The 25,505-nt window shown below is 60.4% G+C and carries 18 protein-coding genes and 1 tRNA gene; 7 read left to right on the top strand and 12 right to left on the bottom strand.

The window, feature by feature from the left end; all coding sequences use genetic code 11:
- Positions 1 to 471 precede the first annotated feature (471 nt).
- Positions 472 to 1,932 (top strand): DHA2 family efflux MFS transporter permease subunit, encoded by a 1,461-nt coding sequence (locus SFHG_RS04415; protein WP_238318272.1) that lies wholly within the window; start codon positions 472 to 474, stop codon positions 1,930 to 1,932.
- Positions 1,933 to 2,140: 208 nt separating this feature from the next.
- Here SFHG_RS04415 and SFHG_RS10085 read toward each other — a convergent pair whose 3' ends face one another.
- The 8 genes from SFHG_RS10085 to ileS form a co-directional block, all read right to left on the bottom strand.
- A complete protein-coding gene (locus tag SFHG_RS10085) occupies positions 2,141 to 4,312 on the bottom strand; it encodes a hybrid sensor histidine kinase/response regulator (RefSeq protein WP_162096559.1) in 2,172 nt (723 codons plus the stop codon).
- The gene (locus SFHG_RS04425; RefSeq protein ID WP_042434268.1) at positions 4,305 to 5,126 is read right to left on the bottom strand and encodes a substrate-binding periplasmic protein; all 822 of its coding nucleotides are present in this window, start codon (positions 5,124 to 5,126) and stop codon (positions 4,305 to 4,307) included. Before SFHG_RS04425 ends, SFHG_RS10085 begins: the two co-directional genes overlap by 8 nt.
- Before the next feature lie 322 nt (positions 5,127 to 5,448).
- Positions 5,449 to 5,525 (bottom strand) — tRNA-Pro (locus SFHG_RS04430).
- Between the two features lie 133 nt (positions 5,526 to 5,658).
- Positions 5,659 to 6,870, bottom strand: a complete 1,212-nt coding sequence (gene coaBC, locus SFHG_RS04435; RefSeq protein WP_042434272.1) for a bifunctional phosphopantothenoylcysteine decarboxylase/phosphopantothenate--cysteine ligase CoaBC — start codon at positions 6,868 to 6,870, stop codon at positions 5,659 to 5,661.
- The gene (hemH, locus tag SFHG_RS04440; RefSeq protein WP_042434274.1) at positions 6,863 to 7,894 is read right to left on the bottom strand and encodes a ferrochelatase; all 1,032 of its coding nucleotides are present in this window, start codon (positions 7,892 to 7,894) and stop codon (positions 6,863 to 6,865) included. The genes coaBC and hemH overlap by 8 nt, the downstream gene beginning before the upstream one ends.
- Positions 7,895 to 7,989: 95 nt before the next feature.
- Positions 7,990 to 9,057, bottom strand: a complete 1,068-nt coding sequence (locus SFHG_RS04445) for an RluA family pseudouridine synthase (RefSeq protein ID WP_042434277.1) — start codon at positions 9,055 to 9,057, stop codon at positions 7,990 to 7,992.
- Positions 9,058 to 9,618, bottom strand: a complete 561-nt coding sequence (gene lspA, locus SFHG_RS04450; protein WP_202898089.1) for a signal peptidase II — start codon at positions 9,616 to 9,618, stop codon at positions 9,058 to 9,060.
- Between the two features lie 5 nt (positions 9,619 to 9,623).
- Entirely contained in the window at positions 9,624 to 12,470 is a 2,847-nt protein-coding gene (gene ileS, locus SFHG_RS04455; protein ID WP_042434280.1) for an isoleucine--tRNA ligase, read from the bottom strand.
- A gap of 302 nt (positions 12,471 to 12,772) precedes the next feature.
- On the opposite strand from ileS, the gene SFHG_RS04460 reads away from it, so the two are divergent.
- Positions 12,773 to 13,660, top strand: coding sequence for a DegV family protein (locus tag SFHG_RS04460; protein WP_042434283.1), 888 nt, complete (start codon positions 12,773 to 12,775; stop codon positions 13,658 to 13,660).
- A 240-nt stretch (positions 13,661 to 13,900) separates the two neighbouring features.
- Here SFHG_RS04460 and SFHG_RS04465 read toward each other — a convergent pair whose 3' ends face one another.
- Positions 13,901 to 15,481 carry a YfcC family protein gene (locus SFHG_RS04465; protein WP_042434285.1) on the bottom strand — a complete coding sequence of 527 codons (1,581 nt, stop codon included), beginning with the start codon at positions 15,479 to 15,481 and terminating at the stop codon, positions 13,901 to 13,903.
- Between the two features lie 290 nt (positions 15,482 to 15,771).
- On the opposite strand from SFHG_RS04465, the gene SFHG_RS04470 reads away from it, so the two are divergent.
- On the top strand, positions 15,772 to 16,737 hold the full coding sequence (locus tag SFHG_RS04470; RefSeq protein ID WP_042434287.1) for a response regulator transcription factor: 966 nt from the start codon (positions 15,772 to 15,774) through the stop codon (positions 16,735 to 16,737).
- Positions 16,738 to 16,918: 181 nt separating this feature from the next.
- Here SFHG_RS04470 and dinB read toward each other — a convergent pair whose 3' ends face one another.
- The gene (gene dinB / locus SFHG_RS04475; RefSeq protein ID WP_042434290.1) at positions 16,919 to 18,217 is read right to left on the bottom strand and encodes a DNA polymerase IV; all 1,299 of its coding nucleotides are present in this window, start codon (positions 18,215 to 18,217) and stop codon (positions 16,919 to 16,921) included.
- Between the two features lie 99 nt (positions 18,218 to 18,316).
- Between dinB and SFHG_RS04480 the strand changes: the two genes are divergently transcribed.
- The gene (locus tag SFHG_RS04480; RefSeq protein ID WP_052297802.1) at positions 18,317 to 19,444 is read left to right on the top strand and encodes an aminotransferase class I/II-fold pyridoxal phosphate-dependent enzyme; all 1,128 of its coding nucleotides are present in this window, start codon (positions 18,317 to 18,319) and stop codon (positions 19,442 to 19,444) included.
- Positions 19,445 to 19,539: 95 nt separating this feature from the next.
- Here the strand turns inward: SFHG_RS04480 and SFHG_RS04485 are convergent, their stop codons facing one another.
- Entirely contained in the window at positions 19,540 to 22,155 is a 2,616-nt protein-coding gene (locus tag SFHG_RS04485) for a heavy metal translocating P-type ATPase (RefSeq protein ID WP_081468934.1), read from the bottom strand.
- A 20-nt stretch (positions 22,156 to 22,175) separates the two neighbouring features.
- Entirely contained in the window at positions 22,176 to 22,508 is a 333-nt protein-coding gene (locus tag SFHG_RS04490) for a metal-sensing transcriptional repressor (RefSeq protein ID WP_042434293.1), read from the bottom strand.
- 450 nt (positions 22,509 to 22,958) lie between these two features.
- Here SFHG_RS04490 and SFHG_RS04495 point away from each other — a divergent pair, with 450 nt between their 5' ends.
- The 3 genes from SFHG_RS04495 to SFHG_RS04505 are packed head-to-tail and all read left to right on the top strand — an operon-like array spanning position 22,959 to position 25,476.
- The gene (locus SFHG_RS04495; RefSeq protein WP_042435168.1) at positions 22,959 to 23,243 is read left to right on the top strand and encodes an ArsR/SmtB family transcription factor; all 285 of its coding nucleotides are present in this window, start codon (positions 22,959 to 22,961) and stop codon (positions 23,241 to 23,243) included.
- A 54-nt stretch (positions 23,244 to 23,297) separates the two neighbouring features.
- On the top strand, positions 23,298 to 23,516 hold the full coding sequence (locus tag SFHG_RS04500; RefSeq protein WP_042434296.1) for a cation transporter: 219 nt from the start codon (positions 23,298 to 23,300) through the stop codon (positions 23,514 to 23,516).
- Between the two features lie 40 nt (positions 23,517 to 23,556).
- A complete protein-coding gene (locus tag SFHG_RS04505; protein WP_042434299.1) occupies positions 23,557 to 25,476 on the top strand; it encodes a heavy metal translocating P-type ATPase in 1,920 nt (639 codons plus the stop codon).
- The last annotated feature ends 29 nt before the right edge of the window (positions 25,477 to 25,505 follow it).

Here is a 25,505-nt window from a genome sequence, read left to right on the forward strand (position 1 = left end):
CTACCATCCCACCGGCCGTTTCCCCCGCAAGCATAGAGGACGGACGGTATGCTCGGTAAATGGGTCCGTTTTGACAACAAAATACCGGTAGACGGCATATCGTGGGCGCAATGATTCCCCATTCCGAAGATATTGGGGTACAAGCGGAACGTTTTTCGCAGCCACCCGAATCCTGCATGATGGGATACCGCCCCTACGCCCGAATCCGAGGGATGCGCATAAATGACGATTCCATGACAGAGAGGAAACGCCCGTTCGTACGCCAATGGATTTGCTAGGATAACCCACCGTCATGTTTCAATCGCTTGCCAACATATTCCACCGTATCCGCCGCACGGACTCAATGCTGTGCGCGCCATGCTCGCTGCCCGCCTTCGATACCTGCAGCCTCACCTCCATGCTCATATGATGCGTGCGCGCAAACCGCGCTGATCGAACACGTTTCATATCGGCTAATTGGAGGATCTTCTTTTGAACAATGCAAGCTCCGCCGCAACACACCGTGTGCGCATCACGGGTATTGTGGTCTTCGGCGCCTTCTTGGCGCTGCTCAATCAAACCGTCATGTCCCCCGCCCTGCCCGTCATCATGGCCGACTTCGCCATCGATGCCTCCACGGCGCAGTGGATCATGTCCATATACCCTCTGGTCAGCGGCATCATGGTGCCGGTTTCCGCCTTTTTGATCGACCGTTTCACCACCCGTCAGCTGTTCTTCGCCGCAACGGGGGCGTTTGCCGCGGGAACGGCGCTTTGCGCAGCTGCCCCGACGTTTTTCCTGCTGATCTGCGGACGCGTGCTGCAAGCGGCCGCATCCGGCGTGCTGCTTCCGTTGGTATCGGTGGTTCCCATGCTCGTGTTTCCCGTGGAGAAGCGCGGAACCGCCATGGGCATGGCCGGCATCGTGATGTCGGCAGGTCCCGCGATCGGGCCCGTCGTGGGCGGGGCCATCATCGACGCGTACGGGTGGCGCGCATGCCTGGGCTGCATCGTGCCGTTGGCCCTTGCTTCGCTTGCCTGTGCCGTGTTCTTACTCGATAACGTTGGGGAAGGAAAGCGACCGCATCTCGATGTGCCGTCCATCGCGCTTTCCACCGTGGCGTTCGGAGGCATGCTGTACGGCTTCTCCAGCGCATCTTCGATGGGTTGGACGAGCCCGGTGGTACTCGGATGCATCATCGCAGGCGTGGCCTGCCTGGTGCTGTTCGCTCGCCGTCAGCTGCACTTAGAGGATCCGCTGCTCGACCTGAGATGCCTGAAATCAAGCGATTTCGCCGTGGCCGCCATCGTCGTCACCCTTATCAACGCGGCATGCCTGGTCACCAACACCATTCTGCCCATTTTGCTGCAGACCGCGATGGGCGCGACGGCGCTGCAGACGGGCATGGCGATGCTTCCCGCCGCCGCGGTCGGCATCCTTATCAGCCCCATCTCGGGCGTGGTATTCGACAAGTTCGGCCCGCGAGCCATTTCCGTGGGCGGTTTGACGCTCATGACCGTGGCGCTTTTCGCTCTCTCGCGCATGGATGCAAGCTGCTCGATCGTGATGGTGGCGGTGTTGTGCGCAGCGCAGGCTGCAGGTCAATCGTTGGCGAACATGCCGGTCAACACCTGGGGCATCAACGCGCTTGAGAACAGCCAGATCGCCCATGGCAACGCCATCGCCAACACCGGACGTCAGGTTGCAGGCGGCCTAGGGACCGCCATCATCGTCACGCTTATGACAACGGTCACCTCTAGCGCGGCTCTACAAGGCGGCGCAACCGTCGAGGCGACGGTTGCCGGCACGAGCGCAGCTTATATGGCATGCGCCGCTATCGGCTTGGTGGCTTTGGTCTTCGGCGTGCTGAAGATCCGCGTTGCAAAGGAGACGCGTCAGCAGCCTCATGTGATTCGCGACACTGCCGCCGAGCGCTCGAAGGCCGCAAGCTAGCTGCGCACCGGCGCCGAATAGCGCAACGTGCACCTTCCCGATAACCACAACGGCCCGGATCGCAGAATCGACGACGAACTGCAATCCGGGCCGTCTTTTCACAGAAACGTGAGTCTAGCCCCCTGCTTCCAGGATGCATGCTGAGCAACGCGCATATCTGAGGGCATCCGACCGATAAGGCGCCGACAACGACCCTTATCGCGTTACCTTACTTCTCCTTCGCCGCCATGATCTTCGAAAGGGCGTCGATGAGCTTATCCGAATCGATAGGTTTCGTCAGATGCCCGTCCATACCGGCTTCTCGGCAGCGAACCTTATCCTCGGTGAAGGCGTTTGCGCTCATGGCCACGATGGGGATGGTGCGCGCATCCTCGCGTGAAAGCGAACGAATGGCACGCGTTGCCTCATACCCGTTCATATTGGGCATCATGATGTCCATGAGAATCAAGTCGAACGTGCCGGCATCGGCCTGCTCGAACGCGCTGAGCGCCTTGAAGCCATCATCTGCGCACGTCACCTTCGCACCCGCCTCGGTAAGAATGAATAGAGCGATCTCACGATTCAGGTCGTTGTCCTCTGCCAAAAGGATATTCATACCGGCGAGCTTCGCCTGATCGTGCGCATGGTGCTCGTTCAGCGTTGACGATGCTTCGAAATCTATGGTCAAGGGCAAGGTGATGGTGCAAACCGTGCCCTCGCCCAAGCGGCTCTCATATACGAGGTCCCCATCCATGAGCTCGGCAAGCTGCTTGGCGATGACGGTTCCCAATCCCGTACCCGTTACATGCTCGGCATCCTTTCGCTGCTCACGTGAAAACGGGTCGAACACTCGATTTTGGAACTCTGAGCTCATGCCGATGCCGGTATCGGCGATGACGAACCTATACGTTGCCGCACCGCCTTCTTGCGCATGCTCCGAGCAAGTAACGCGTACCGCACCGCCCGGCTTGTTGTATTTCACCGCATTACTGGCGATATTCATGATCAAGCGCTTCAGATGCAGCGAACTCGCCATGACCACGGGATGGGATATGCCGCTTCGATCGCAGCTGATGGTCACACCGAGTTGCGCGGCTTGATGTTCCATGATCTGGCAAATCTCCTCGACGACTTCAACAAGGTTGGTAGGCTGCAGGTCCAGCTTCACCTCGCCGCTTTCGAGTTTGCTCATATCAAGAACTTCGTTGACCAGTTCGGAAAGTATCCCCGACGCCGTCCAGATCTTCTGGCGACACTCGCGTTGTTTAGCAAGATCCCCATCATAGGCATTGGCGATTTCCACCATGCCGCGGATGCCGTTTATGGGCGTGCGGATGTCGTGGCTCATGCGCTGCAGAAACTCGGTTTTCGCCCTGTTCGCGCTCTGCGCCTGATGTGCCGACATGGCAAGACGATCGGCGTACTCGCGCTCTTGCAGCACAAGCTGATGCAAGTGCTCGTGCTCGGATTTGCGCCGAGAGAAGGCGAACACGGCAACCACGAAGCAATACAACGCGACGGAAACCAACACGAGCCCCGCCACTTCGCCCAAGCAAGACGAAACCGGTATGAACGTGAAAACATAGTAATCACGAGCCTTGTCGAGGGAAGCGATATAGGGTTTCGACCCTGAAATCAACAGCGTGGTCTCACCGACCTGGCAGCGGCTTTTGATATCCTCGACCACCTTCGCATCAACGGGATCAAGCTGGATATCCCCGCTCATCTGATCGGAAACCATGTTGGCCGCCACAACCGAGCCATCGGATTCCACCACGATATCGCCGCTGCCACGCACATCGTAACCCGCCAGCATATTCTGCAACGAAAGCATATAGCGATTGGAAAATGCCTCCGAAGTATAGTAGCCCGCAACAACCATGCCCGCCTGGTCGATGCGCGCCGCGCAACCTACGTCGATATACGACCCGTCATCGAAAACGATGCGTGTACCGTAGACTTTACGGGGATGATCCACCACATCAAGGGCTACATCAGCTGTAATCTCGTGCTGAACCATGTCGAATGTGACGTTGTTGTTGGAATATGAGCTTACCAGCTGGCCGTCAACGGTCAAAACGAACGCGTTTGAAACGCCAAGCAGCCGTGCAGCACGCTCAAGATCGGCTTGGTCGACCTCATCTCCACCATAGGAGATGCTATGAGCAAGCTGAGAAGCGTTCTCAAGCGCAAGAACCTGGCTTGTCATAGCTACGGAATCATTGAAAGAATCATAGGTCAGGCTCTGCGATTTCGCAAAACCAACCACATTGCCGGAGCGCTCGGCAGCTTCCCTGAGCACCGAACCGAAACCGAACATCCCGCTCACGCAAGCCACCATAACGCCGACGACGATGGCGATTGTCCAGAAACGTCCGCCTAGTTGATATTTTTTAGCCACGCACATCGCCTACCTGCAGAAACGGCGAAGGATCCTCGAAGTACCTCGAGAGAATCTCATACATGGTGCCATCTTCGATCATGTCCTCAAACGCGCCCGAAAGCTCAGCATCGATGTCACGATGGTCGTTTAGATTGAACGCGCAGCCAAGACCGACATCGAGCAAGGATTCATCTAGGATGCGCACGTCCACACCGTAATCCTGCTCATACTGCAATATAGAGGTCTCGTGCGCCGCAATGGCGTCAACGGAGCCCTTCAATAACGCGGGGATCAAACACGAACGGTCAGAGAAGCTGAACACGTTCACCACCTCCGGCATGTCGGGGTTCGTGTGGTTAAGCAAGATGCCCTCCGGCTTGGTAGTGGATTGCACGGCAATGCTTTTACCCTCAAGATCGGCAAACGAGGCTATCGAGCTCGAAGGCTCCACGGCAACCACTTGACGGCTTTTCATATACGGACCAGCCCAGCGATAATCGGCCTCGCGACCCGTCATCGAGAAGCAGCCCGCGACGCAATCGAGTTCGCCTGTGGCAAGCAACTCGTTTTTCTTTTGCCAAGCGATGTATTTGAATTCGGGTTTATACCCGATGCGGCCTAACGCCTCGGTAAGGATATCGACATCGATACCGCTGGCATTGCCATCCGCATCGTCGGAAACGAACGGCGGGTAGGGATCGGTGCCGATCACAAGGGTTTTCAGCTCCGTCGACTTCGAAGCTTCGTTCGAGCTTGAGAATACGCAGGCAGGAAGCGTGAAAGCCAATAACGCCGAAACGACGATAAGCGCGATAAGCTTCTTGCTACCCATCTGTATCCTAACCTCTGTGACTGCCCCTCCGCAGTATAGCCGAATCCTAGGTATTACCTCGGAAAAACGGCCGATATCGTCATACGCGACCGCATCACAATGTGAGGCCGCCCCCAAAAATTGCCCCATAGCGCTCTCGGCGGGCTCCATGCGCCCGTGTCATGCCCGCAAAGAGAAAGCCAAGGCTGCAACATGCGGCGTGTTCAAACAGCAAACGTCACGGTTGCGGCACAGAGAAGGTGGAAATCAAGATAAGAAGACGAATCAGTCGAGGTAAAAGAAAAGCAGGTCTCAAGAAATCTTAAGACCTGCTTGTGTAAGCTGGTCGGGTTGACAGGATTTGAACCTGCGACCCCTTGACCCCCAGTCAAGTGCGCTACCAAACTGCGCCACAACCCGAACTTTCAAACTGCTGCTGTCCGAAGCAGCTCATTTATAATACCAAAACCAGGAAAGCGTGCAAGGGGTAATTTCAAACTTTTTCGCAAATCATGAAAAAGTTCTCCCGCACACAAAGACTTCGCTCGGCAACCTAGCGCAGATATTCCAACGCATGATCGAGGATCACGTCCGCCAGCTTGTCCTTGGGCATGCTGGGCGTCTCGTCGATCTCGTCTGCGTCCACGAAGCACACGGCGTTGTCGTCGGTGCCGAACGCTAGCCCCTCGCCCACTCGATTGGCGACGATGACATCGGCGTTCTTTTTCACAAGCTTCGCCTGGGCGTTAGCGATGACGTTATCAGTTTCGGCAGCGAAGCCCACCACAACCTGGTGCGGGCCCTTCTTCGCCCCGAGCGTGGCAAGGATATCCGGGTTCTCGACCAATGTGATGGTGCCAAGGTCGGCATCGGCCGCGCCCTTCTTCAGCTTATGGTCCGCCGCATGCGCCGGACGCATATCGGCGACGGCTGCGGAGAACAACGCGATATCGGCGGAAGGGAACGCCTCTTCGCAAGCCTGCAGCATCTCGAGCGCGGTGTTCACGTGCACCACGTGGACGTCCGAGGGGGCGGGAATGGAAACCGGCCCGGTGATCAGCGTCACATCGGCGCCACGGCGCCGGGCAGCGCGCGCGATGGCGTACCCCGTCTTGCCGCTAGAACGGTTGGAGATATAGCGTACCGGGTCGATGGGCTCGACGGTGGGACCGGCGGTGATCATGACATGCTTGCCCTCAAGGTCTTGCTTCACGCCAAGAACCTCGAGCGTGCGCGCGACGATGGCGGCAGGGTCGGCCAAACGGCCGCGTCCCACATCGCCGCATGCCAGGTATCCCTCATCGGCCTCGACGAACACGGCGCCGCGGATGCCGAGCTTGCCGATGTTGTAGCGCGTGGCAGCCGCCTCGTACATGTGCACGTTCATGGCCGGCGCCAACACAAGCGGCGCGGTACACGCCAGGGCCGTGGTGGTGAGCAGATCGTCGGCGATGCCGTTGGCCAGCTTGGCCAGGACGTTGGCCGTGCAAGGCGCGATGACGAAGGCATCGGCCTCCTCGGCAAGCGAAATGTGATGAATGGGATCGGTAGGGTCGTCGAACAGGTCGACCGCCACCTTCTCGTGGGTAAGCGATCGGAACGTGACGGGATCGACGAAATGCGTGGCGTGTTCGGTCATGCATACCTTCACACGCACGCCAGCCTTTTGAAGGCCGCGGACGATCTCGCAGGATTTATATGCGGCAATGCCGCCGGTTACGCCCAGCAGCACCGTTTTCTGAGGTTTTGCAGCCTCGCTACTCATGATGATCCTCTCCGGTAAGATACGGCGCAAGCACATGGGCAAGCACCGAAGCATGCATCGACGTGCCGTTGAGGCACGGAACATATACGAACTCGCTGCCTTCGTACGGTCGGCCGGCTTCCTCGACGGCCTGTCGATACCAAGGCACCAATTCGTAATCGATATCATAAAGGGTTTCAAGGCAATCTACCGCGAAATTCGGGCAAACCATGAAGACACGGCCATCTCGCGCCTGTGCCCACCGTTTGAGAACGCCTCGGGTAAACGGCTGCAGCCATTCGCGGCTTTTGTCGAACCGGCAGTTGTAACCGATGGACCACTGCGTTCGGTCAAGACGAAGGCGACCCGCCACCGCCAAAGCGGTTGCGCCGGTCTGAGGCTCGTAGGTATCACCCTGTTCGATATCTTTCATCGGAATGGAGTGGTAGTTGAACAGCAGCCTATCGCCCGCCTGCGCGTTGAAACCCGCAGCCGAAACGGTTTCGGCGATCGCATCGATATAGGCGCTGTCCATACCATAAGAATCCACGAACGCCACCGGCGCCTGCCATGACAGCTCGGTCATAGCCGCCGCAACGCCGTCCTTGACGCTCAACGTGGTCGAATGGGCGCTTTGCGGATACAAGGGAAGCACCACCACCTGCGTGCATCCTTGCTCACGAAGGGCGGCAAGGGCCGCTTGAATGGAATCCTCGCCATAGCTCTGCCCCACCTGCACCCGCACATCCATGCCATCGCCCTGCAGCAGTTGTTCCAGCAGATTCCGAAGCTTGGCGTGCTCCACGTCGAAGGGCGACCCGGCTTCGGTCCAGATCTTCCCGTATTTCCTCCCGGACTTCACCGAACGCGTGGGAAGGATGAACAGGTGCAGGATCAACCACCATGGCGCCTTGGCCATAGGACGTATGCGCTCGTCCATCAAAAACCTTCCCAGATACCTGCGCACGTCGCGCGGTTCGGGGCTTTTCGGCGTGCCCGTGTTCGCGAGCAGCACGCCGATACGCGTGGCCTCATATGCCGTCATAGCAACCGTCTCCAAACTTCGCCTGCGAAAACAAGAAGGCGGCTGTTGCAAGCCGCCCGATGCAACGTGTTTGCACGCAAACACGCTACCAAATGCTATAGAGCTCCGAAATCCTCCAGATGGTGTACCGGAGCCGTGGGGTGCGGCGAGTCTGCCAGCAACTCGAACACTTCCCTACCCGCCTCGGTACGACCGCGGCTTCGAGATGCCAGCTGATCGAGCACGGCAGCAAGGTCGTCGGTAAGGTTATCGGCAAAGAAGAGGCCCTCGCCCGTCATGGGCTGGGTGAACCCCACCTGGAAGGAATGCAGGAACTGCCGATCAAGCCCGAAGTTCGCATCGGCGTCCTTGGGCGCACCGGAGTTGTACACCGGATCGCCCACCAACGGATGCTTCGCGTACTGCATGTGAACGCGGATCTGATGGGTTCTGCCCGTGTACAGCTTGCAGTCAATCAGGGTATAGCCGTTGTCGCGCGAGCCATGCTCGAAGCGCTCGAGCACGCGGAACGTGGTGAGCGCATCTCGCGCCGAGGGGCATTCGCGAACCGCCATGCGCGTGCGTTCGTTGAGCGAACGGGCGATGGGCGCATCGATCATGCCGGTATCGTGCGGGATGACCCCGTGCACCAAGGCAAGGTAGCGGCGATCGACCGCGCGATCGCGGATATCGGCCATAAGCGCCAAACCGGCAGCATCGTTTTTTGCGGCAAGCATAAGGCCCGTGGTGTCGCGGTCGAGGCGATGCACGATGCCGGGGCGATCGCTTTCGCCCTGGACGTTGCACAGGTGCTCGACGCCGCAATGGTAGACCAGGGCATTGACCAACGTGCCATCGGCATGATCGACCGACGGATGGCACACAAGCCCCGCCTGCTTGGAGATGACGAGCATGTCGTCGTCCTCGTAGCGGATATCGAGCGGGATGGCCTGGCCTTGCACAGGGCCCTGTTCGGGAGCGTCCGGCACCTCGTACACCACCGTATCGCCCGCGCACAGCGTATGCTTTTTCGCCACGGTGGAGCCGTTGACGTATACTGCGCCGTCTTCCACGGCCCGCGCCGCCGCGCTACGGCTGGGATACAGCCCGTGTGCGGCCAGCACGGCATCGATACGCGAACCGGCATCTTCGGCGCAGGCGGTATAGCTTTTCAACGCGCCCATCTAGCGCACCTCCTCATGATGTCGTTCGCGAACGATCCATCCGATCAAAAACAAAGCAAGACCGCAGGTCACACCGATATCGGCGATGTTGAACACAGGGAAATCCATGAAGCTGAGGTCGATGAAGTCAACCACGTAGCCCAAGGCGAAACGATCGATGGCGTTGCCTATCCCCCCGCCGATGACAAGCCCCAGCCCGATAAGCTCGGGCCAACTGATACGGGCGCGCTCGTGCACCGCGAACGCCGCAAGCGCCGCGCACATGACGATGGAGAACACGCCCAAGGCTGCCGTGGCGCCCGAGAACATGCTCCAGGCGCCGCCGGTGTTGTGCACAAGGTGCAGCCTGAGCAAACCGGCAACGGGATCGGACAGGACGCTGCCCGCTGCATGGGCGTTCAAGCGGAACTTGACCGCCTGGTCCAGGGCGATCCAGCACAGGGCCAAAACGCCCATGGCCCCCAAGCGAAGCGCCTGGGAGCGCACCGAAGGCGCGGGGCCGGCGCATACCGCGTCGGCCCCTTCGCTTCCAGCGATGTTCATAGGTTCATGCTGGGTCAAACCGTTTACTCCTCGGTGAAGCCGATGGCGTCAAGGGCGTCGCCGCAACGCTGGCAAACATCCGCGTGGTTGGCGTTGCCGCCGAGCTCGCGATAGTTCCAGCAACGCGGGCACTTGTCGCCCTCGGCGGGCTTGACCTCGCATGCAAGCTCGTCGCCTGCGGCGAACGTCACGCCGGACACGATGAACAGCTCCTCGAACACGGAGGCATCGAAGGCTGAAAGCGCATCGAGGGTTGCCTGCGGAGCGGTAACCGAAACGGTGGCTTCCTGGCTCTTGTTGATGACCTTGGCGCCGCGAGCGTCCTCAAGCGCCTTGGTGACCACGTCGCGCACCTCGAGGGCGCCGCCGAATGCGGCGAGCACCTTGTCCTCGGCAGCCTTGCCGGGAAGCGCGGGCACGAAGCCGGAGCGGTGCGGCCAGCCGGCCAGCTGCACGTTGCACACACGGCCTTCTCGGTTGCGCATGGCCTCGGGATAACACTCCCACACCTCATCGGCCGTGAACGACAGGATGGGCGAAAGCACGCGCACAAGTACTTCCAGGATGTTGAACAGCACCGTCTGCACGGCACGACGGCGCGGGCTGTCGGGCGACTCGGAGTACAGGCGGTCCTTCGTGACGTCCATGTACACGCTGGACAGGTCGTTGACGAAGTCGTAGACGGCACGGTAGACGCCGTTGAACTTGAAGCTGTCGTAGGCCTGCTCGACGTCGGAGAGCAGCTGGGCGGTCTTGGCCATCATGTACTGGTCGATGGGCTCGAGGTCGTCCCAGTTGGAAACCGCATTCGCCTGATCGTCGAAGTCAGACAGGTTGCCCAGCAGGAAGCGGAACGTGTTGCGGAAACGGCGATATGCGTCGGAGACCTGCTTCAAGATGTTGTCGGAAATTGACACGTCCTGCGCGTAATCGGCGGATGCGACCCACAAGCGCAAGACATCGGCGCCCCATTTGCTGGTGACATCGGCCGGGTCGACGCCGTTGCCCAGGGACTTGGACATCTTGCGACCCTGCTCGTCGACGGTGAAGCCGCACGACAGGATGTTCTTATACGGTGCGCAGCCATATGCGCCCACGCTGGTGAGCAGGCTGGACTGGAACCAACCGCGGTGCTGGTCGGAGCCTTCCAGGTACATATCGGCCGGGAACGTCAGGCCCTCGTCTGCGCGGTGCTTGAGCACGCTGGTGTGCGTGACGCCGGATTCCCACCACACGTCGAGGATGTCCTTCTCAGGGACGAGCTCGGTGCAGCCGCACTTCTCGCAGTGCGTGCCGTGCGGCAGGTACTCGCTGGGCTTCTTGGTGAACCAGGCGTCGGCGCCCTCTTCGTAGAACAGCTTGATAACGGCGTCGAACGTTGCCTCGTTGGCCACGGTCTCGCCGCACTTGGCGCACTTGAACACGGGGATGGGCACGCCCCAGCTGCGCTGACGCGAGATGCACCAGTCGGGACGGTCCGACACCATGGAGCCGATGCGGTTGACGGCCCAGCCGGGATAGAAGGTCACATCGCGCTCGATGGCGTCCATAGCCTTGCCGCGCAGGCCGTTCTCCTCCATGGAGACGAACCACTGGTCGGTGGCGCGGAAGATGACGGGCTCATGGCAGCGCCAGCAATGCGGATAGCTGTGGCTGATCTTGCGCGCAGCCACGAGCGTGCCCTGCTCGCGCAGCCAATCGATGATGACGGGGTTGGCGTCGTCGGTATCCAGACCCGCGAACGGGCCGGCATCCTCGGTGAGCACGCCGTTGTCGTCGACGGGCATGAGGATCGGGATGTCGAACTGCAGGCCCACCAGGTAGTCGTCCTGGCCATGGCCCGGGGCGGTGTGGACACAGCCGGTACCGGAGTCGAGCGTGACATGGTCGCCGTAGATGATCTTGCCCTTAAGGTCCTGGCGGATGGGGCAGGTATAGGTAAGGCCGCACAGCTCCGTGCCCTTGAGCACGACGGGCTGGCCGTCCTGGCCGCACACCAGGGAGTAATCCTCCCAACCGGCGATCTCAGCGACTTCCTCGACGAGCTCCTTGGCGAAGATGACGTTGCTGCCGTCGACCTGGACCATGACGTAATCGGCGTCGGGCATCAGGCACACGGCGGCGTTGGCCGGAAGGGTCCACGGCGTGGTGGTCCAAATGAGCACGTACGCATCGCCGGTGGCGCCGGCGGCCTCGAAGATGCCGGGCATGGCGTCAAGCTTGAACTTCACGTAAACGGACGGGGAAACCTCGTCGGAGTATTCGATTTCGGCCTCGGCAAGAGCCGTATGGCACTTCTTGCACCAGTGGATGGGCTTGCGGCCGCGATATACCTGGCCCTTGAGGTACATATCGCGGAAGATCTCCACGTTGCCGGCCTCGAAGTTCGGGATATAGGTCAGATACGGGTGATCCCAGTCGGCGTTGACGCCCAGGCGCTTGAAGCCATCGCGCTGGATGCCGACGTATTTGGTCGCCCACTCGCGGCACAGACGGCGCAACTCGGGCTGCGGCGTTTCCTTCATCTTATCAGGGCCCAAGGTGACCTCGACCATATGCTCGATAGGCTGGCCGTGGCAGTCCCAACCCGGCACGTACGGGGTGAAGTACCCGCGCTGGGCATGGCTTTTGTTCACGAAGTCCTTCAGCACCTTGTTGAAGGCGTGGCCGATGTGGATGGGGCCGTTGGCATAAGGCGGGCCATCGTGCAGGACGAAGGGCTTGCCGTCCTTGTTCTTCTCGAGAACCTGTTCGTAGATGTGCTCCTGCTCCCACTTCTCAAGCCTTTTCGGCTCGGATGCCGGCAGGTTGCCTCGCATCGGGAAATCCGTCTGCGGGAGATTCATGGTGTTCTTGTACGTGTTCGCCACGAGATCGCGCCTTCCTTTGCCTAACTATGACCAGACGGCGCATGCCGTCCTTGCTTATAAACCCGATTAGTATATAGGAAACCCACGGAAACGAAACGCGCGCAGGCCACATTCCGAAAAAGCACTCAGAGAAAACGCGGTACCGTTCGTTGCGGTAGCGCAGCGATATGGTTTCGGAAGGTTATACTGGTGTGGACACGTAAGCTGAATACGGGGCGTTGCGCCGTATGCGCCGCATCGAATCCAAGGGTTTTGCGACGTCTCACCCCGCAGACGGGCAACCTGTTAGGAAAGGCACGACCATGAACCGAAGCTTCGAGATAGTGACCGACTCTTGCTGCAACCTCACCGAGGAAACCATCGACCGCTATGAACTGCACGTGCTGCCGCTCTCGTTCATGGCCGATGGCGACGACACGGTGTATCGCAGCTATCTCAAAGGCAGGAAAACCGACCTTTCGCAGTTCTATGCCATGATGCGCGAGGGAAAGGTGTTCCGCACCTCGCTTCCCAACCTTGCCGATACCGAGACGCTGTTCCGCAGCTTGCTCGATCAAGGCAGGGACATCCTATACCTGGGCTTTTCCAGTGGTCTCTCGGGCACCTATGAGGCCACCGAGCTTCTCGCAAAGCAATTGCGCGAGGAGTACCCTCAGCGCAAGCTGCTGACGGTCGACACGCTTGCAGCCTCGGGCGGCCAAGGGCTGCTCGTGTGGCACGCATGCCAGCGCGCCGAGCAGGGCGAGGGCATCGAAGAAGTGCGCGATTGGACGGAGGCGAACAAGCTTCATCTGGCGCATTGGTTCACCGTCGACGACCTCATGTTCTTGTGGCGCGGCGGCCGCGTCTCGAAGACGAGCGCCTGGGCCGGCACGCTGCTCAACATCAAGCCGGTCATGCACGTAGACGACGAGGGGCACCTTGTCCCCTTGGAAAAGGTGCGAGGACGCAAAAAGTCGCTGTCCGCATTGCTCGACCACATGGAGCGCACCGGCACGGCGCCGATCGCCGAGCAAACGGTCTTCATCACCCATGGCGATTGCATCGATGATGCGAAATGGCTCGAGAAGAAGATCCGCGAAAGTTTCGGCGTCGAAGACATCCGCATCAACTACGTCGACCCCGTCATCGGTGCGCATTCCGGCCCGGGCACCATGGCGCTGTTCTTCCTGGCATCGAACCGCGATTAGAAACCCGTCCGATACAAAATAACGTGCCCTGGCTTAATCGCCTGCTCCGCGCGAATCGGAATCTGAAACGTCGACATCACCTTGCTTGATCGACAAGCGACCGCGCGACTCAAGCAAATGATGACGGGTCTGTTGCGGCAGCGCGACTTGCCCAGACGATCTATCGATCGCACAGCCGGCGCAGACATGAAGAAGGCTCCCCCGCGGGGAGCCTTCTTCATAAGGAGTATGTTTGCGGCATTATGCGAGCATGACCTGCGCGCACAGGAGGATACCGCCGAACACCAACGTGAACACCACGATGGGCCACACGAACTTGAACCACTTGGAGTACTTCATATCCAACATGGTAAGGGTTGCCAAAACCAGGCCGGTAGGTGCGAGGTAGAGCATCGCGTACTGACCCCACTGATAAGCGCAGACGATGGAGTAGCGATCGATGCCGACCGTATCGGCCAGGGGAGCCATAATGGGCATTGCCAAAACGGCCAGACCGGAGGAAGACGGGACCACGAAGCCGAGCAGGAAGAACAGCAGCATCATGATCAGGATGAACGCCGGGCCCGCCATGCCCTGGACCGCGTTGGAGGACCAGAACAGGAGCGTGTCGGAGATCAGGCCCTCTTCCATGATCAGGTTGATGCCACGGGCCAGGCCGATGATCAGGGAAACGCCGACCAGCGAGGATGCGCCGTTGATGAACGCGTTCACCACGGTCTTCTCGTCGGTACCCGAGATGAACATGATGATGATTGAGATGGCCAGGAACATGGCAGCCATCTGCGGGAACCACCAGTGCAGGTTCATGACGCCGTACACCATAAGGACGAAGGCGGAGATGAAGAGCACCAGGATGGCCTTCTTGCGCAGGCTGAAGCCTTCTGCATGGGCAGCAGCGGTCTCGCCGCGCTCAACGTTGAACAGCTGCGCGAAGTGCTCGCGATCCTCGTAGGTATAAGAAGCCTCGGGGTTGGCCTTGATCTTCTTGCAGTACCAGTACAGGTAGCTGATGACCACGATGGCGCCCACGATGCAGCCGCCGACGCGCCACTCGAAGCCCTCCATGAAGTTGATGCCCGCCGCGTTCGAGGCGATAACGACGCTGAACGGGTTAATCGTGGAGAACGTGGTGCCCATGGAGCCGGCCAGGAAGATAGCGCCAACGCATACGATGGAGTCGTATCCGAGCGCTAGGAACACCGGTACCAGAATCGGGTAGAACGCCACAGCCTCCTCTTCAAGGCCGCACGAGGTGCCGCCGAGGACCATGAGCAGGGCGACCAGGAACACGAGCAAGAACTCATGGCCTTTGGTCTTTTTCGTCAAAGCCATCAGACCGGATTCGAACGCTCCGGTTGCGTTGACCACGCCGATCAGACCGCCGAGCACCAGGATGAACACCATGATGTCGACGCCGTCGATCGTGCCGGATACCATTGCCTGCGTGACATCGGCGATGCCCTTAGGCTGAGCCTGAAGCTGCTCATAGGTTCCGGGGATCGAAATGGCCTTCGTGATGGACCCGCCGGTGAACTGCTCGATGTCGATCTGCACGCCGAGCTGATCGAGCTCGTCCTGCGTTGCCGGCACCTCGCTGATCTCGCCCTGCGGGCTCGTGACCGTCAGCACATTGGAGTCGGCCACATACTGAAGCTTCGCGTACTGTCCTGCCGGCACGAACGACGTTGCGATAACCGCGATGATGGTCAAGACGAACAGGATGGTGAACGCCGTCGGGAAACTAAGCTTCTTCTTCCTCTTCGTCTTCTTCTTCACCACGGGCCCGCCTGCGGAGTCGACGGCAGCGGCCTCGGTAGACATATGCACCCCCCTTTCATGGAGTTCCGGACTCTCATCCGGTATAGCGTTGTCGCAACTTCCACGTTCCGCTTGGCTCAGTCCGCTTGATTGCGAGCGACTTGCGCCCGTGCTTTTCGGGCTGCACACATCATTGCCAGGTTTAGGCATATATCACCAGAGGAAAGCTGGGTATAGATGAAGGTATAAACCGGGTATAGGTACTTCTCATCAGGTATTTCTTTGTTTAGGAGATGTAGCGTATACTGAACCCGTTCTGACTGGGACCCATAACCAAACGAAAGCGATGCGCTATGGATTCAAGTATGTTCCTGTTTTACTACTCGATCGCCATGCAGATATGCGCGATCTTGACCTCGGCATGCTGCCTGGCATCCTACTTGGTCTCGCGCAACAAGGTGCAGCTGTACTGCTTCGCAGGCTTTCTCATGTACTACGCCGACTGCATGCTGGTGTTCCGCGACGATTACGTGATGGCATCGGAGTCGGCGGTATCGCATGAGGCGTTCTTCATCGGGGACCCCGCTTTTTCCATCATCTTCGGTTGCGCTACGCTCATGTCGTTTTGGTTGATGGTGTGCGCCTACGTCGAAGAAGATTCGATTATCGTCAAGTTCGGCCCGGCGTATCTGTTCGTCGGCGCAAGCCTTGCCGTGACGCTGCTCCTTCCGCAAGGGTATGTGCACATGTTCGTGTTTTATTCGCTGCGCGAGGTGTTCATCGCCTGGATGCTGTTTTTCGCAGCATATAAATACATCACCACCGACGACGATCGGTTACGGCTGCGACTAAGCCGCTTCCCGAAGTTCTATGTGCTGCTTTGGGTTCTGCTGCTTGCGGTGGTGGCCGAAAACGGCTTGGTATTGCTGCTGATCGGCCCCGGACACGTGGATATTCCCCTGGGCTTCTTCCCGGAACGCAACTTCGCAGAGAACCTGCTTGCCTTGGTCTGCGAGTTCGTGGCCCTGCGCTCTTCGTTAACGTACCTTTCCGTACGCCATAGCGAACCTCCCACGCAAGGTGGCGACCAGGTGGAAACCTATATCGACCACAACCTGGTACCGTACGCGGCATCCCACAAGCTGACGCCTCGCGAAACCGAGATCTTGCGACTGGTGCTGCTTGGCAAGGACAACCAGAACATAGCAGCCGAGCTATCGCTTGCACCGGGAACCGTGAAAGTGCACGTGCACAATATCCTGAAGAAATCGCAGAAAGCGAACAGACAGGAGTTGATACAGGATTACTGGGACTACTAGCCGTTCATCCGCTTATCCCAAACGCTCCAATCGGTCATACGCATGGAGGCGCTCAGCAAGCGGGAACCATCAAACCCGTGAGCCAACGGGCAAACTTCGTCACCGTGATGCCCGTGGCAGGCCGAACACGCACGCAGCGCCTACGTCGCCATCGGGAACGCAGGCGCTGCATACAGCATGCTCACTTATAATCGGCAGGGTTCTTGGCGGCGGTGCCGGTGGTGTTGCCGTCGTTGCGCAGCTCGTGGCCGAAACGCACCGCCCCTTCCCCGAAGCGATCTTTCACCAGATCGGTTGCAGCAAGCAGGCCACGCCGCTTCGACTCGTCTTGAATACGCGGCTTCGCATCGCCCTCGAGAGGGGCGACCTGCTTTACGTCGAACAAGCTGCCCTGCTCGCCTTCCGGCTCGGAAAACCCGGACACGGACACCCCGATAAGGCGCACAGCGATGCCGGGCTCCCATAGCTCATCGAGCATGCTGCAGAGCTCGGGGGCGAACAGCAGCTCGTCATCGGTAGGCCGGGCAAGCCTGCGCTGGACCGAGCGGCTCGACCTGTCGGGATATCGAAGGCGCAAGCCGATGGTGGACCCGCGCAAGCTCTTGCCGCGCAGCCGCCGCCCTACCTTTGCCGCCTGCGTGCAGATGGCCGCCTCGATATCCTCGCGCATACGAAGATCGTTCGCGAAGGTGACCTCGTTCGACACCGATTTCACCGGCGCATGTTGCTGGATGGGCGAATCATCAAGACCGCAGGCCCGCATATACATGACGCGTCCGTTCTTCCCGAACAGGCGCTCAAGGCGCGCCGTGCCCTCGCACACCAGCTGCCCGAGCGTTTCCACCCCATGGCTTTTCAGGCGCTGCTCAGCTGCGGCACCGATGCCGCTCATGCTGCGCACGGGAAGTGGATCGAGGAACATGCGCTCGGTTCCCGGATAGACGACGGTGAGGCCGCGGGGCTTGTCCATATCGGAAGCGATCTTCGCAACCGTCTTCGAGGTCCCCACCCCTACCGAGCACGTTACGCCAAGCTGCTCGACCCGCTGCTGGATGCGCCTTGCCACGGCAACGGGGTGCTCCCTGTTGGTGCGCGTGGGGGTGACGTCAAGGAAGGCCTCGTCGATGCTGACCTGCTGCACAAGCGGCGTCTCATCGTTCAAAATGGACATGACCTGGTTGCTGACCTGCTTGTACCGATCGAACCTGCCTGCGGCCCAGATGGCCTGGGGGCAAAGCTTGCGCGCCGTTGCCGCGGGCATGGCGGAACGAACGCCGAATACTCGCGCTTCATAGGACGCCGTGGACACCACGCCGTGCTTGTCGGCGCTTCCCCCGACGATAACGGGTTTGCCACGCCAACCGGGATGGTCAAGCTGCTCGACGGAGGCGAAGAACGCGTCAAGATCGACCAGCAGGATTGCCGGCCCATCCCAGGGTTCCAAAGGCAGCATGCCCTCATGTTCGCTCGAATCGATCATGTGTTCCAGTTTACCACGGGGTTCGGGGCTCGAAACGCTGTGCTACTATAAGCGTTCGGCTTTATCGCGATATCGGGCACCAACGGGAAGGAGGGCGGTTTGGACGGATTGAACGGACGCCTTCGCACCACAGGATGGGGTGCCTTTGCTCCCGTATCGACGGCACCCGACATGTTGCCCGGTTCCGAGATCTCCATCATCGATTGGCTCGACTTCTCGCAGACGCTCAATCCGCTCGGCATGCCCGAGGCCTTCAGCCCTGCGCTGAACCTGCTGACGCGAAACCCCATCACGCCGGAAGAAGAACGCACGGCGCAAGCCCAAATTCCCGAGCTGCTGGCAAAACGCTACGGCGTACACCCCGATTGCGTAGCCGTCGGCGCATCGGCGACCGACGTGCTAGCTGCCGTGGCGAACTCGTTCGAGCCACGATCCGTGGCGGTGCCCGTACCCTCTCGCGCCGCCTATGAGCGATGCCTGGGAACCGCCGGCCATCGCATCGTGGAGGTTCCCGGCCCTGATGGCTTCGTGGTCCCCGACCCGCAGGCCGTTCGACGCATGGGACTATCCTTCGATGCGGCCATGCTCGCCAACCCCGCCTTCCCCACCAGCCGGCTGCTGGCGCGGCAAACGCTGCTGGATTACCTGCAAGCCTGCGCATGGGTGATCGTCGACGAGCGGGGAATCGACCTGACGTTCGGCGGCGAATCAACGGCGACCATGATCGATGAGCATTCGAACCTCATCGTTATCCGGTCGCTCACGGACACGTTCTCGCTGCCCGGCATGCCCCTGTCGTGCGCATTGGCGCACCCCGCCGTCGCAAGCCGCATCTCCCAGATAGCCAAACGCCCGGCCTCCGCCGCGCTCAGCGCGCGCTTGCTGAAGCTGGCCACGCCCGATCATCACCTGGAACGGGCGCGCGAAGTGCTTGAAACGGAGATACCTTGGATGCAGTGCATGCTCAGCTTGGTACCCGGGATCAGCATCTATCCAGCGGAAGCCAATTACGTGATGTGCTCGTTCGCCCCGGGACGCTCCATGCATCTGGGAGCCGCGGATGCGCCCGACCTCGTGCGCAAGCTGCACAAGCGTGGATTCCCGGTTCGCACGCTCGATCGCACGCCCGGGGTCTCGCCCGGAAGCCATTTTTGCGTGAGCGTGCGCACAAGGTCGGACAACGAGCGATTCATCACCGTTTTGCGGCAGATCGTCGCCGGAAGCTGACCCGGCCAACGAAAACGGCGCCGTCATCGCACCGGGACCTGAGACGTCCTATGCGATGGCGGCGCCGCGATTTTGCGAGTCCGGAAACGACCCGTCTACTCGATGCCCTTCACCTCGTAGCCGGCTTCGACAACGGCGTTCACGAGCACGGTATCGTCCACCGCATCGGCAAGCTTCGCAACGGCGGTGCCGGCATCAAGGTCGACGACGGCCTCCGACACGCCCTCTACGTCCTCGAGCGCCTTCTTCACATGGGCGACGCACTTCGGGCACATCATACCCTCGACGGTGAGCTTCTTTTCCATGATGATCTCCTTATCCGCGGGCGCACCCGCATCGATTGCCTGGATATCCTGCTCGGATGCGGTTGCATCCGTAGCTTCTTCCTCAATGTCGCATTGCGTTGCGGCGATTTGCTGCGCAGCATCCGAGCTGAACCGGGGCTTCCACGAACGCAAACGCAACGCATTCGACACCACGCACACGCTTGAGCAGCTCATAGCCGCCGCGGCGATCATGGGATTGAGCGTGAAACCGGCGAACGAGAACACGCCGGCAGCCACCGGGATGCATACCGCATTGTAAATCAACGCCCAGAACAGGTTCTGCTTGATATTGCGCAGCGTGGAGCGTGAAAGCTGTATGGCAGCGGGAACGTCCAGGACGTCAGAGCGCATGAGCACGACATCGGCGCTGTCGATGGCGATGTCGGTGCCCGCGCCGATGGCGATGCCCACGTCTGCGCGGGCAAGCGCCGGGGCGTCGTTGATGCCGTCGCCGACCATGGCCACGCGTCCCTGTGCGGAAAGGCGGCGGATCTCGCGCTCCTTATCCTCGGGGAGCACGCCGGCTATCACCTCATCTGCGCCGACCAGGCGCTGGATAGCCTGCGCCGTGCGTTCGTTGTCGCCCGTGAGCATGACGGTGCGCAAGCCCATGGCGCGCAACTCCTCAAGCGCGGCGGCGCTTGAGGGCTTGACGGTGTCGGCTACGGCGACAAGACCGCACACCTTGCCACCACAGGCGAAGAACAAGGGGGTTTTGCCCTCATCGGCAAACTCGCGGGCACGCGGCTCGAACGCGGAAGCGTCCACACCCGCTTGCTCCATCAACCTGGCATTGCCCGCCAACGCGCACGCCCCGCCGACGTTTGCGCGTACGCCTCCGCCGGCAACCTGCTCAAAGGCCACGACCGGTTGAACCTGTCCACCGGCGGCTTCCGCCCAAGCTGCAACGGCTTGGGCAAGCGGATGCTCGCTGCGCTGCTCGATGGAAAGCGCAAGACCGGCAAGGCCCCGCTCATCCACGCCGTAGGCGCACACGATGTCGGTGACCACGGGCTTACCCGTTGTGATGGTTCCCGTCTTGTCGAACACGACTGTTTTAACATCATGGGCGACCTCGAGCGCCTCGGCCGACTTCACCAAGATGCCGCTGGAAGCCCCGCGACCCGTTCCCACCATAATGGCAGTTGGCGTGGCAAGGCCGAGCGCGCAGGGGCAGCTGATCACAAGCACGGAGATAGCGTGCGTGAGCGCCGTGGACACATCGGCGGAGAGCACCATCCACACGAGGAACGTCGCAACCGCGATAACGATGACGGCGGGGACGAACACGCCGGCTATCTTGTCCGCGATCTTCTCGATGGGGGCCTTGGTGGAGGTGGCCTCGTCGACAAGACGGATGATGCCCGCAAGCGTGGTGTCGGCGCCGACGCGGTCAGCCCTCATGACGAACCACCCGGACTTGTTCAGGGTAGCGCCCGTGACGGTATCGCCGGCGTGTTTGCCGACCGGCACGCTCTCGCCGGTGATGACCGACTCGTCCACCACGCCGTCGCCTTCGATGACGATGCCGTCGACGGGCACGCTCTGACCGGCCTTGACCTCGAGCATGTCGCCAACGCGGACCTGCTCGACCGGCACCTGCTCAACGCCGCCATCCGGTGTGCGCCGCGCGGCCTCCTTCGGCGTCAGGTCCATGAGCTTGGCGATGGCGTCGGTGGTCTTGCCCTTCGCCCTCGCCTCGAAGTACTTGCCAAGCGTGATGAGCATCAAGATCATGGCAGCGGATTCGAAGTACAGGTCCATAGCCGCCGCATGCGCGAAATCGATATCCCCATGGCCCATGCCCCAGCCGATGCGGTAGATGGCGGCAATGCCATATATGGTAGATGCGGCAGAACCGAGCGCGATGAGCGAATCCATGTTCGGCGCGCCGTGGGCAAGCGTTTTGAAGCCCACACGGAAAAACTTGAAGTTCACGAAGATGACGGGCAGCAGCAGCAGGAATTGGGTAAACGCGAACGTGAGCATGTTCTCGTGGCCCAAGAAGACCCCGGGCAGCGGCCAGCCGAACATATGCCCCATCGACAGATAGAACAACGGGATGGTGAAGCAGAAGCTCACGATGAGGCGCATGCGAACCCTTTTCGCTTCCGCGGCGGGATCGTTCATCGTCTGCACAGGCTGCTGCACGTTAGCGGACGAAGCCCCTGCCTCAGGCCGCGGATATGCGCCGTAGCCCGCCTTCTCTACCGCCGCGGAAACAGCGGCAAGGGTGGCAGCTTCGCCATCGAAATCCACTTCCATGCTGTTCTTCAGCAGGTTCACTGACACTGAGGCTATGCCCGGGACGTTTGCCGCGGCCTTCTCGACACGCGCCGAGCATGCGGCGCACGTCATGCCGGTCACGTCGAATGTACGTTTCATGCTTGTCCTTCTTCCGGCGCTTATCGCGCGAATTTCTTGATGAGCTGCATGGCTTCATCGATGATCTGCGTATTGCCTTGCTCGATTTGCTCGACCACGCAGGTTTCCAGGTGATTTTGCAGCAAGATGGCGGAAATGCTGTGCACGGCGCTTTCGGCGGCGGAGAGCTGTATGAGCACGTCGCCGCAATAACGATTGTCGTCGATCATCGTTTTCACGCCGTTGAGCTGGCCTATCACGCGATTCAGCCGTTTTTGCAAGTCATCTTGCATCTGCTGACTGCGCGGCGTGGCCTTGTGATGGCAACCGCAAGCCTTTTGCGTACCCTGGCTATCGGGCGAATCTTCGCTCATGAAGCATCCTTCCAATCGGAGCGCACCAAGGGGACATACAGCGATTCGCATATACCCCCATAGGGCATGTATATCATGCTTAGTATATGCCCCCGAGGGGTATAGTCAAGCAAAAGGTTTACGCAATGATACTTAATACGCAACGCGAACGCAGGTCGGTTTCGCGATATCGCAAAACCAGTTGACAAGCATGCGCTGCAGACTATACTTATGAACAGTTGCTCATATGTTTAGCAGTTAGCTGAAAGGATCGCAACCATGGCAAACCAGGAGATGGCCGCGTCCACGTTGCACTCGATGCAAAGCGGCGCAGCGGCTACCGACCAGCCATCGGTCATGGAAACCGAACACCGGTGCACCCCCGCTGACGCCCTGCCAGCCCAAAACCCGCAGACCGACGATTGCCCATGCGGATGCAACCGCCAGGAAACGCAGCAACGCTTCGACACCATGCCCGACGAGGAGCTGCTCTACGATTTGGCCGACCTGTTCAAGGTGTTCGCCGATACCACCCGCATCAAGATCCTGTTCGCGCTGATGGCGCGTCCCATGCCCGTGGGCGAGCTGGCCGAGGCCATCGGCGCCACGCAATCCGCGGTATCCCACCAGCTACGCCAGCTTAAGCAAGCCCACCTGGTGAAGTTCCAGCGCGACGGCAAATCCGTCATCTATTCCCTATCGGACGACCACGTGTACACCATGCTTGCACAAGGCATGACCCATATCTGCGAATAGCCGGGCACGCGCCCGAAACCATTCGACCCCATCCACCAAGCGAAAGGAACCATTATGCGAAAGACGTTCAAACTCGAGGAGCTCGACTGCGCCAACTGCGGAGCGAAGATCGAAGCGGGAATCAAGCAGATCGAAGGCGTGAACGACGCCAAGGTCACCTTCATGACCCAGAAGCTCATGATCGACGCCGATGATGCCCGGTTCGACCAGATCGTCGACGAAGCTCAAAAGGTTGCCCACAAGTTCGAGCCCGACTGCGACATCGTTCGTTAAGCAAGCCGGGCGCAAGCTGCCTACATAAGGAATCGCTACCATGAACAAAAAGCAACGAAAGTGGCGCAACCGCATCTTGGTCGCGTTGGCCCTGTTCGCCGTCATCTTCGCCACCGAGCACCTGCTGCCGCTGGCCGATATGCTAGGCAGCGAGGCCGCTGCGGTCTACCTGCTGTTCGCGTTGTACCTGGTGCCCTACCTCATCGCCGGCCACGATGTGCTGCTGCGGGCAGCCAGCAACATCAAAAACGGCCAAGTGTTCGACGAGAACCTGCTCATGGCCATCGCCACCATTGGCGCATTCGCCATGATCGCGTTCCCCGACGCGGAGCCTTCGATGGCGGAAGGTTGCGCCGTGATGCTGTTCTACCAGATCGGCGAGCTGTTCCAAAGCTACGCCGTGGGCAAATCGCGCAAATCCATCGCATCCATGATGGACATTGCGCCCGATTACGCCAACATCGAGCGTGACGGCGAACTTGCGCAGGTCGATCCAGCCGAAGTGGCCATCGGCGACGTCATCGTGGTGAAGCCCGGCGAGCGCGTGCCCATCGACGGCACCGTCATCGAAGGAGCAAGCCAGCTTGACACCGCTGCGCTCACCGGCGAGTCCGTTCCGCGCCATGTGGAAGCCGGCATGGACGTCATCAGCGGTTGCGTGAACATGACCGGCCTTCTGCGCGTTCGCACGCAGAAGCCCTTCGGCGAGTCAACCGTCAGCCGCATCCTTGAGCTGGTGGAAAACGCCGCGGAGAAGAAGGCTCGCACAGAGAACTTCATCACCCGCTTCGCCCGCTACTACACCCCCACCGTCACGGGGCTTGCCCTGCTGCTTGCCATCATCCCGCCGCTTTTGGGCATGGGCGCCTGGAGCGATTGGATTTTGCGCGGCCTCACCTTCCTGGTGGTCAGCTGCCCGTGCGCGCTCGTCATCAGCGTGCCGCTGTCGTTCTTCGGCGGCATCGGCGGCGCCAGCAAGCTTGGCGTGCTGGTCAAGGGCAGCAACTATCTTGAGGCGCTTGCCAAGGTGGACACCGTGGTGTTCGACAAGACCGGCACGCTGACCAACGGCACCTTCAACGTGGTGGCGGTGCATACCGAACACGACATCGACCCCGATTACCTGATGAGCTACGCGGCGCACGCGGAATCCTATTCGGACCATCCCATCGCGCTGTCGGTCAAGGAAGCATATTCCGGCACGATCGACCAGGAACGCATCCATGACGTTCGCGAAGAGGCGGGCCATGGCGTGGCGGCCGTGATCGACGAGCATGTGGTGCTGGTGGGCAATGACAAGCTCATGAACGCGAACGGCATGGATTACCATGATTGCGAGCTTACGGGCACGATCCTGCACGTTTCGATTGACGGACGCTACGCCGGCCACATCGTCATCGCCGACGTAGTGAAAGAAGATGCCGCCGAGGCCATCACGCGCCTTCACGCTGCAGGCGTGCGCAAAACGGTCATGCTCACCGGCGACCGTGCCGAGGTGGCGCGCGCGGTGTCAAAACAGCTGGGCATCGACGAGTTCCACGCCCAACTGCTGCCCGCCGACAAGGTCGCCCAGGTCGAGCGCCTGCTGTCCGAGGAAGCCGACGGCGCGAACCTGGCCTTCGTAGGCGATGGGATCAACGATGCCCCGGTGCTCACCCGCGCCGACGTGGGCATCGCCATGGGAGCAATGGGCTCGGATGCCGCCATCGAGGCCGCTGATGTGGTGCTTATGGACGACAAGCCCTCCAACATCTCGCGCGCCATCGGCCTGGCGCGGCGCACCATGCGCATCGTGTGGCAGAACATCGTGTTCGCCTTGGGCGTCAAGCTCGCCGTGCTCGTGCTGGCCGCGGTGGGCATCGCGAACATGTGGCTAGCGGTGTTCGCCGACGTGGGCGTGGCGATCCTTGCCATCCTCAACGCCATGCGCTGCATGAACGTGAAGGGGTTGCGCAAGTAGCCGCCGAAAGCAAGCGCGCCGACAGCTGC

Origin of the sequence: Senegalimassilia anaerobia JC110 (assembly GCF_000236865.1) — a bacterium.
GTDB classification, from domain to species: Bacteria; Actinomycetota; Coriobacteriia; order Coriobacteriales; family Eggerthellaceae; genus Senegalimassilia; species Senegalimassilia anaerobia.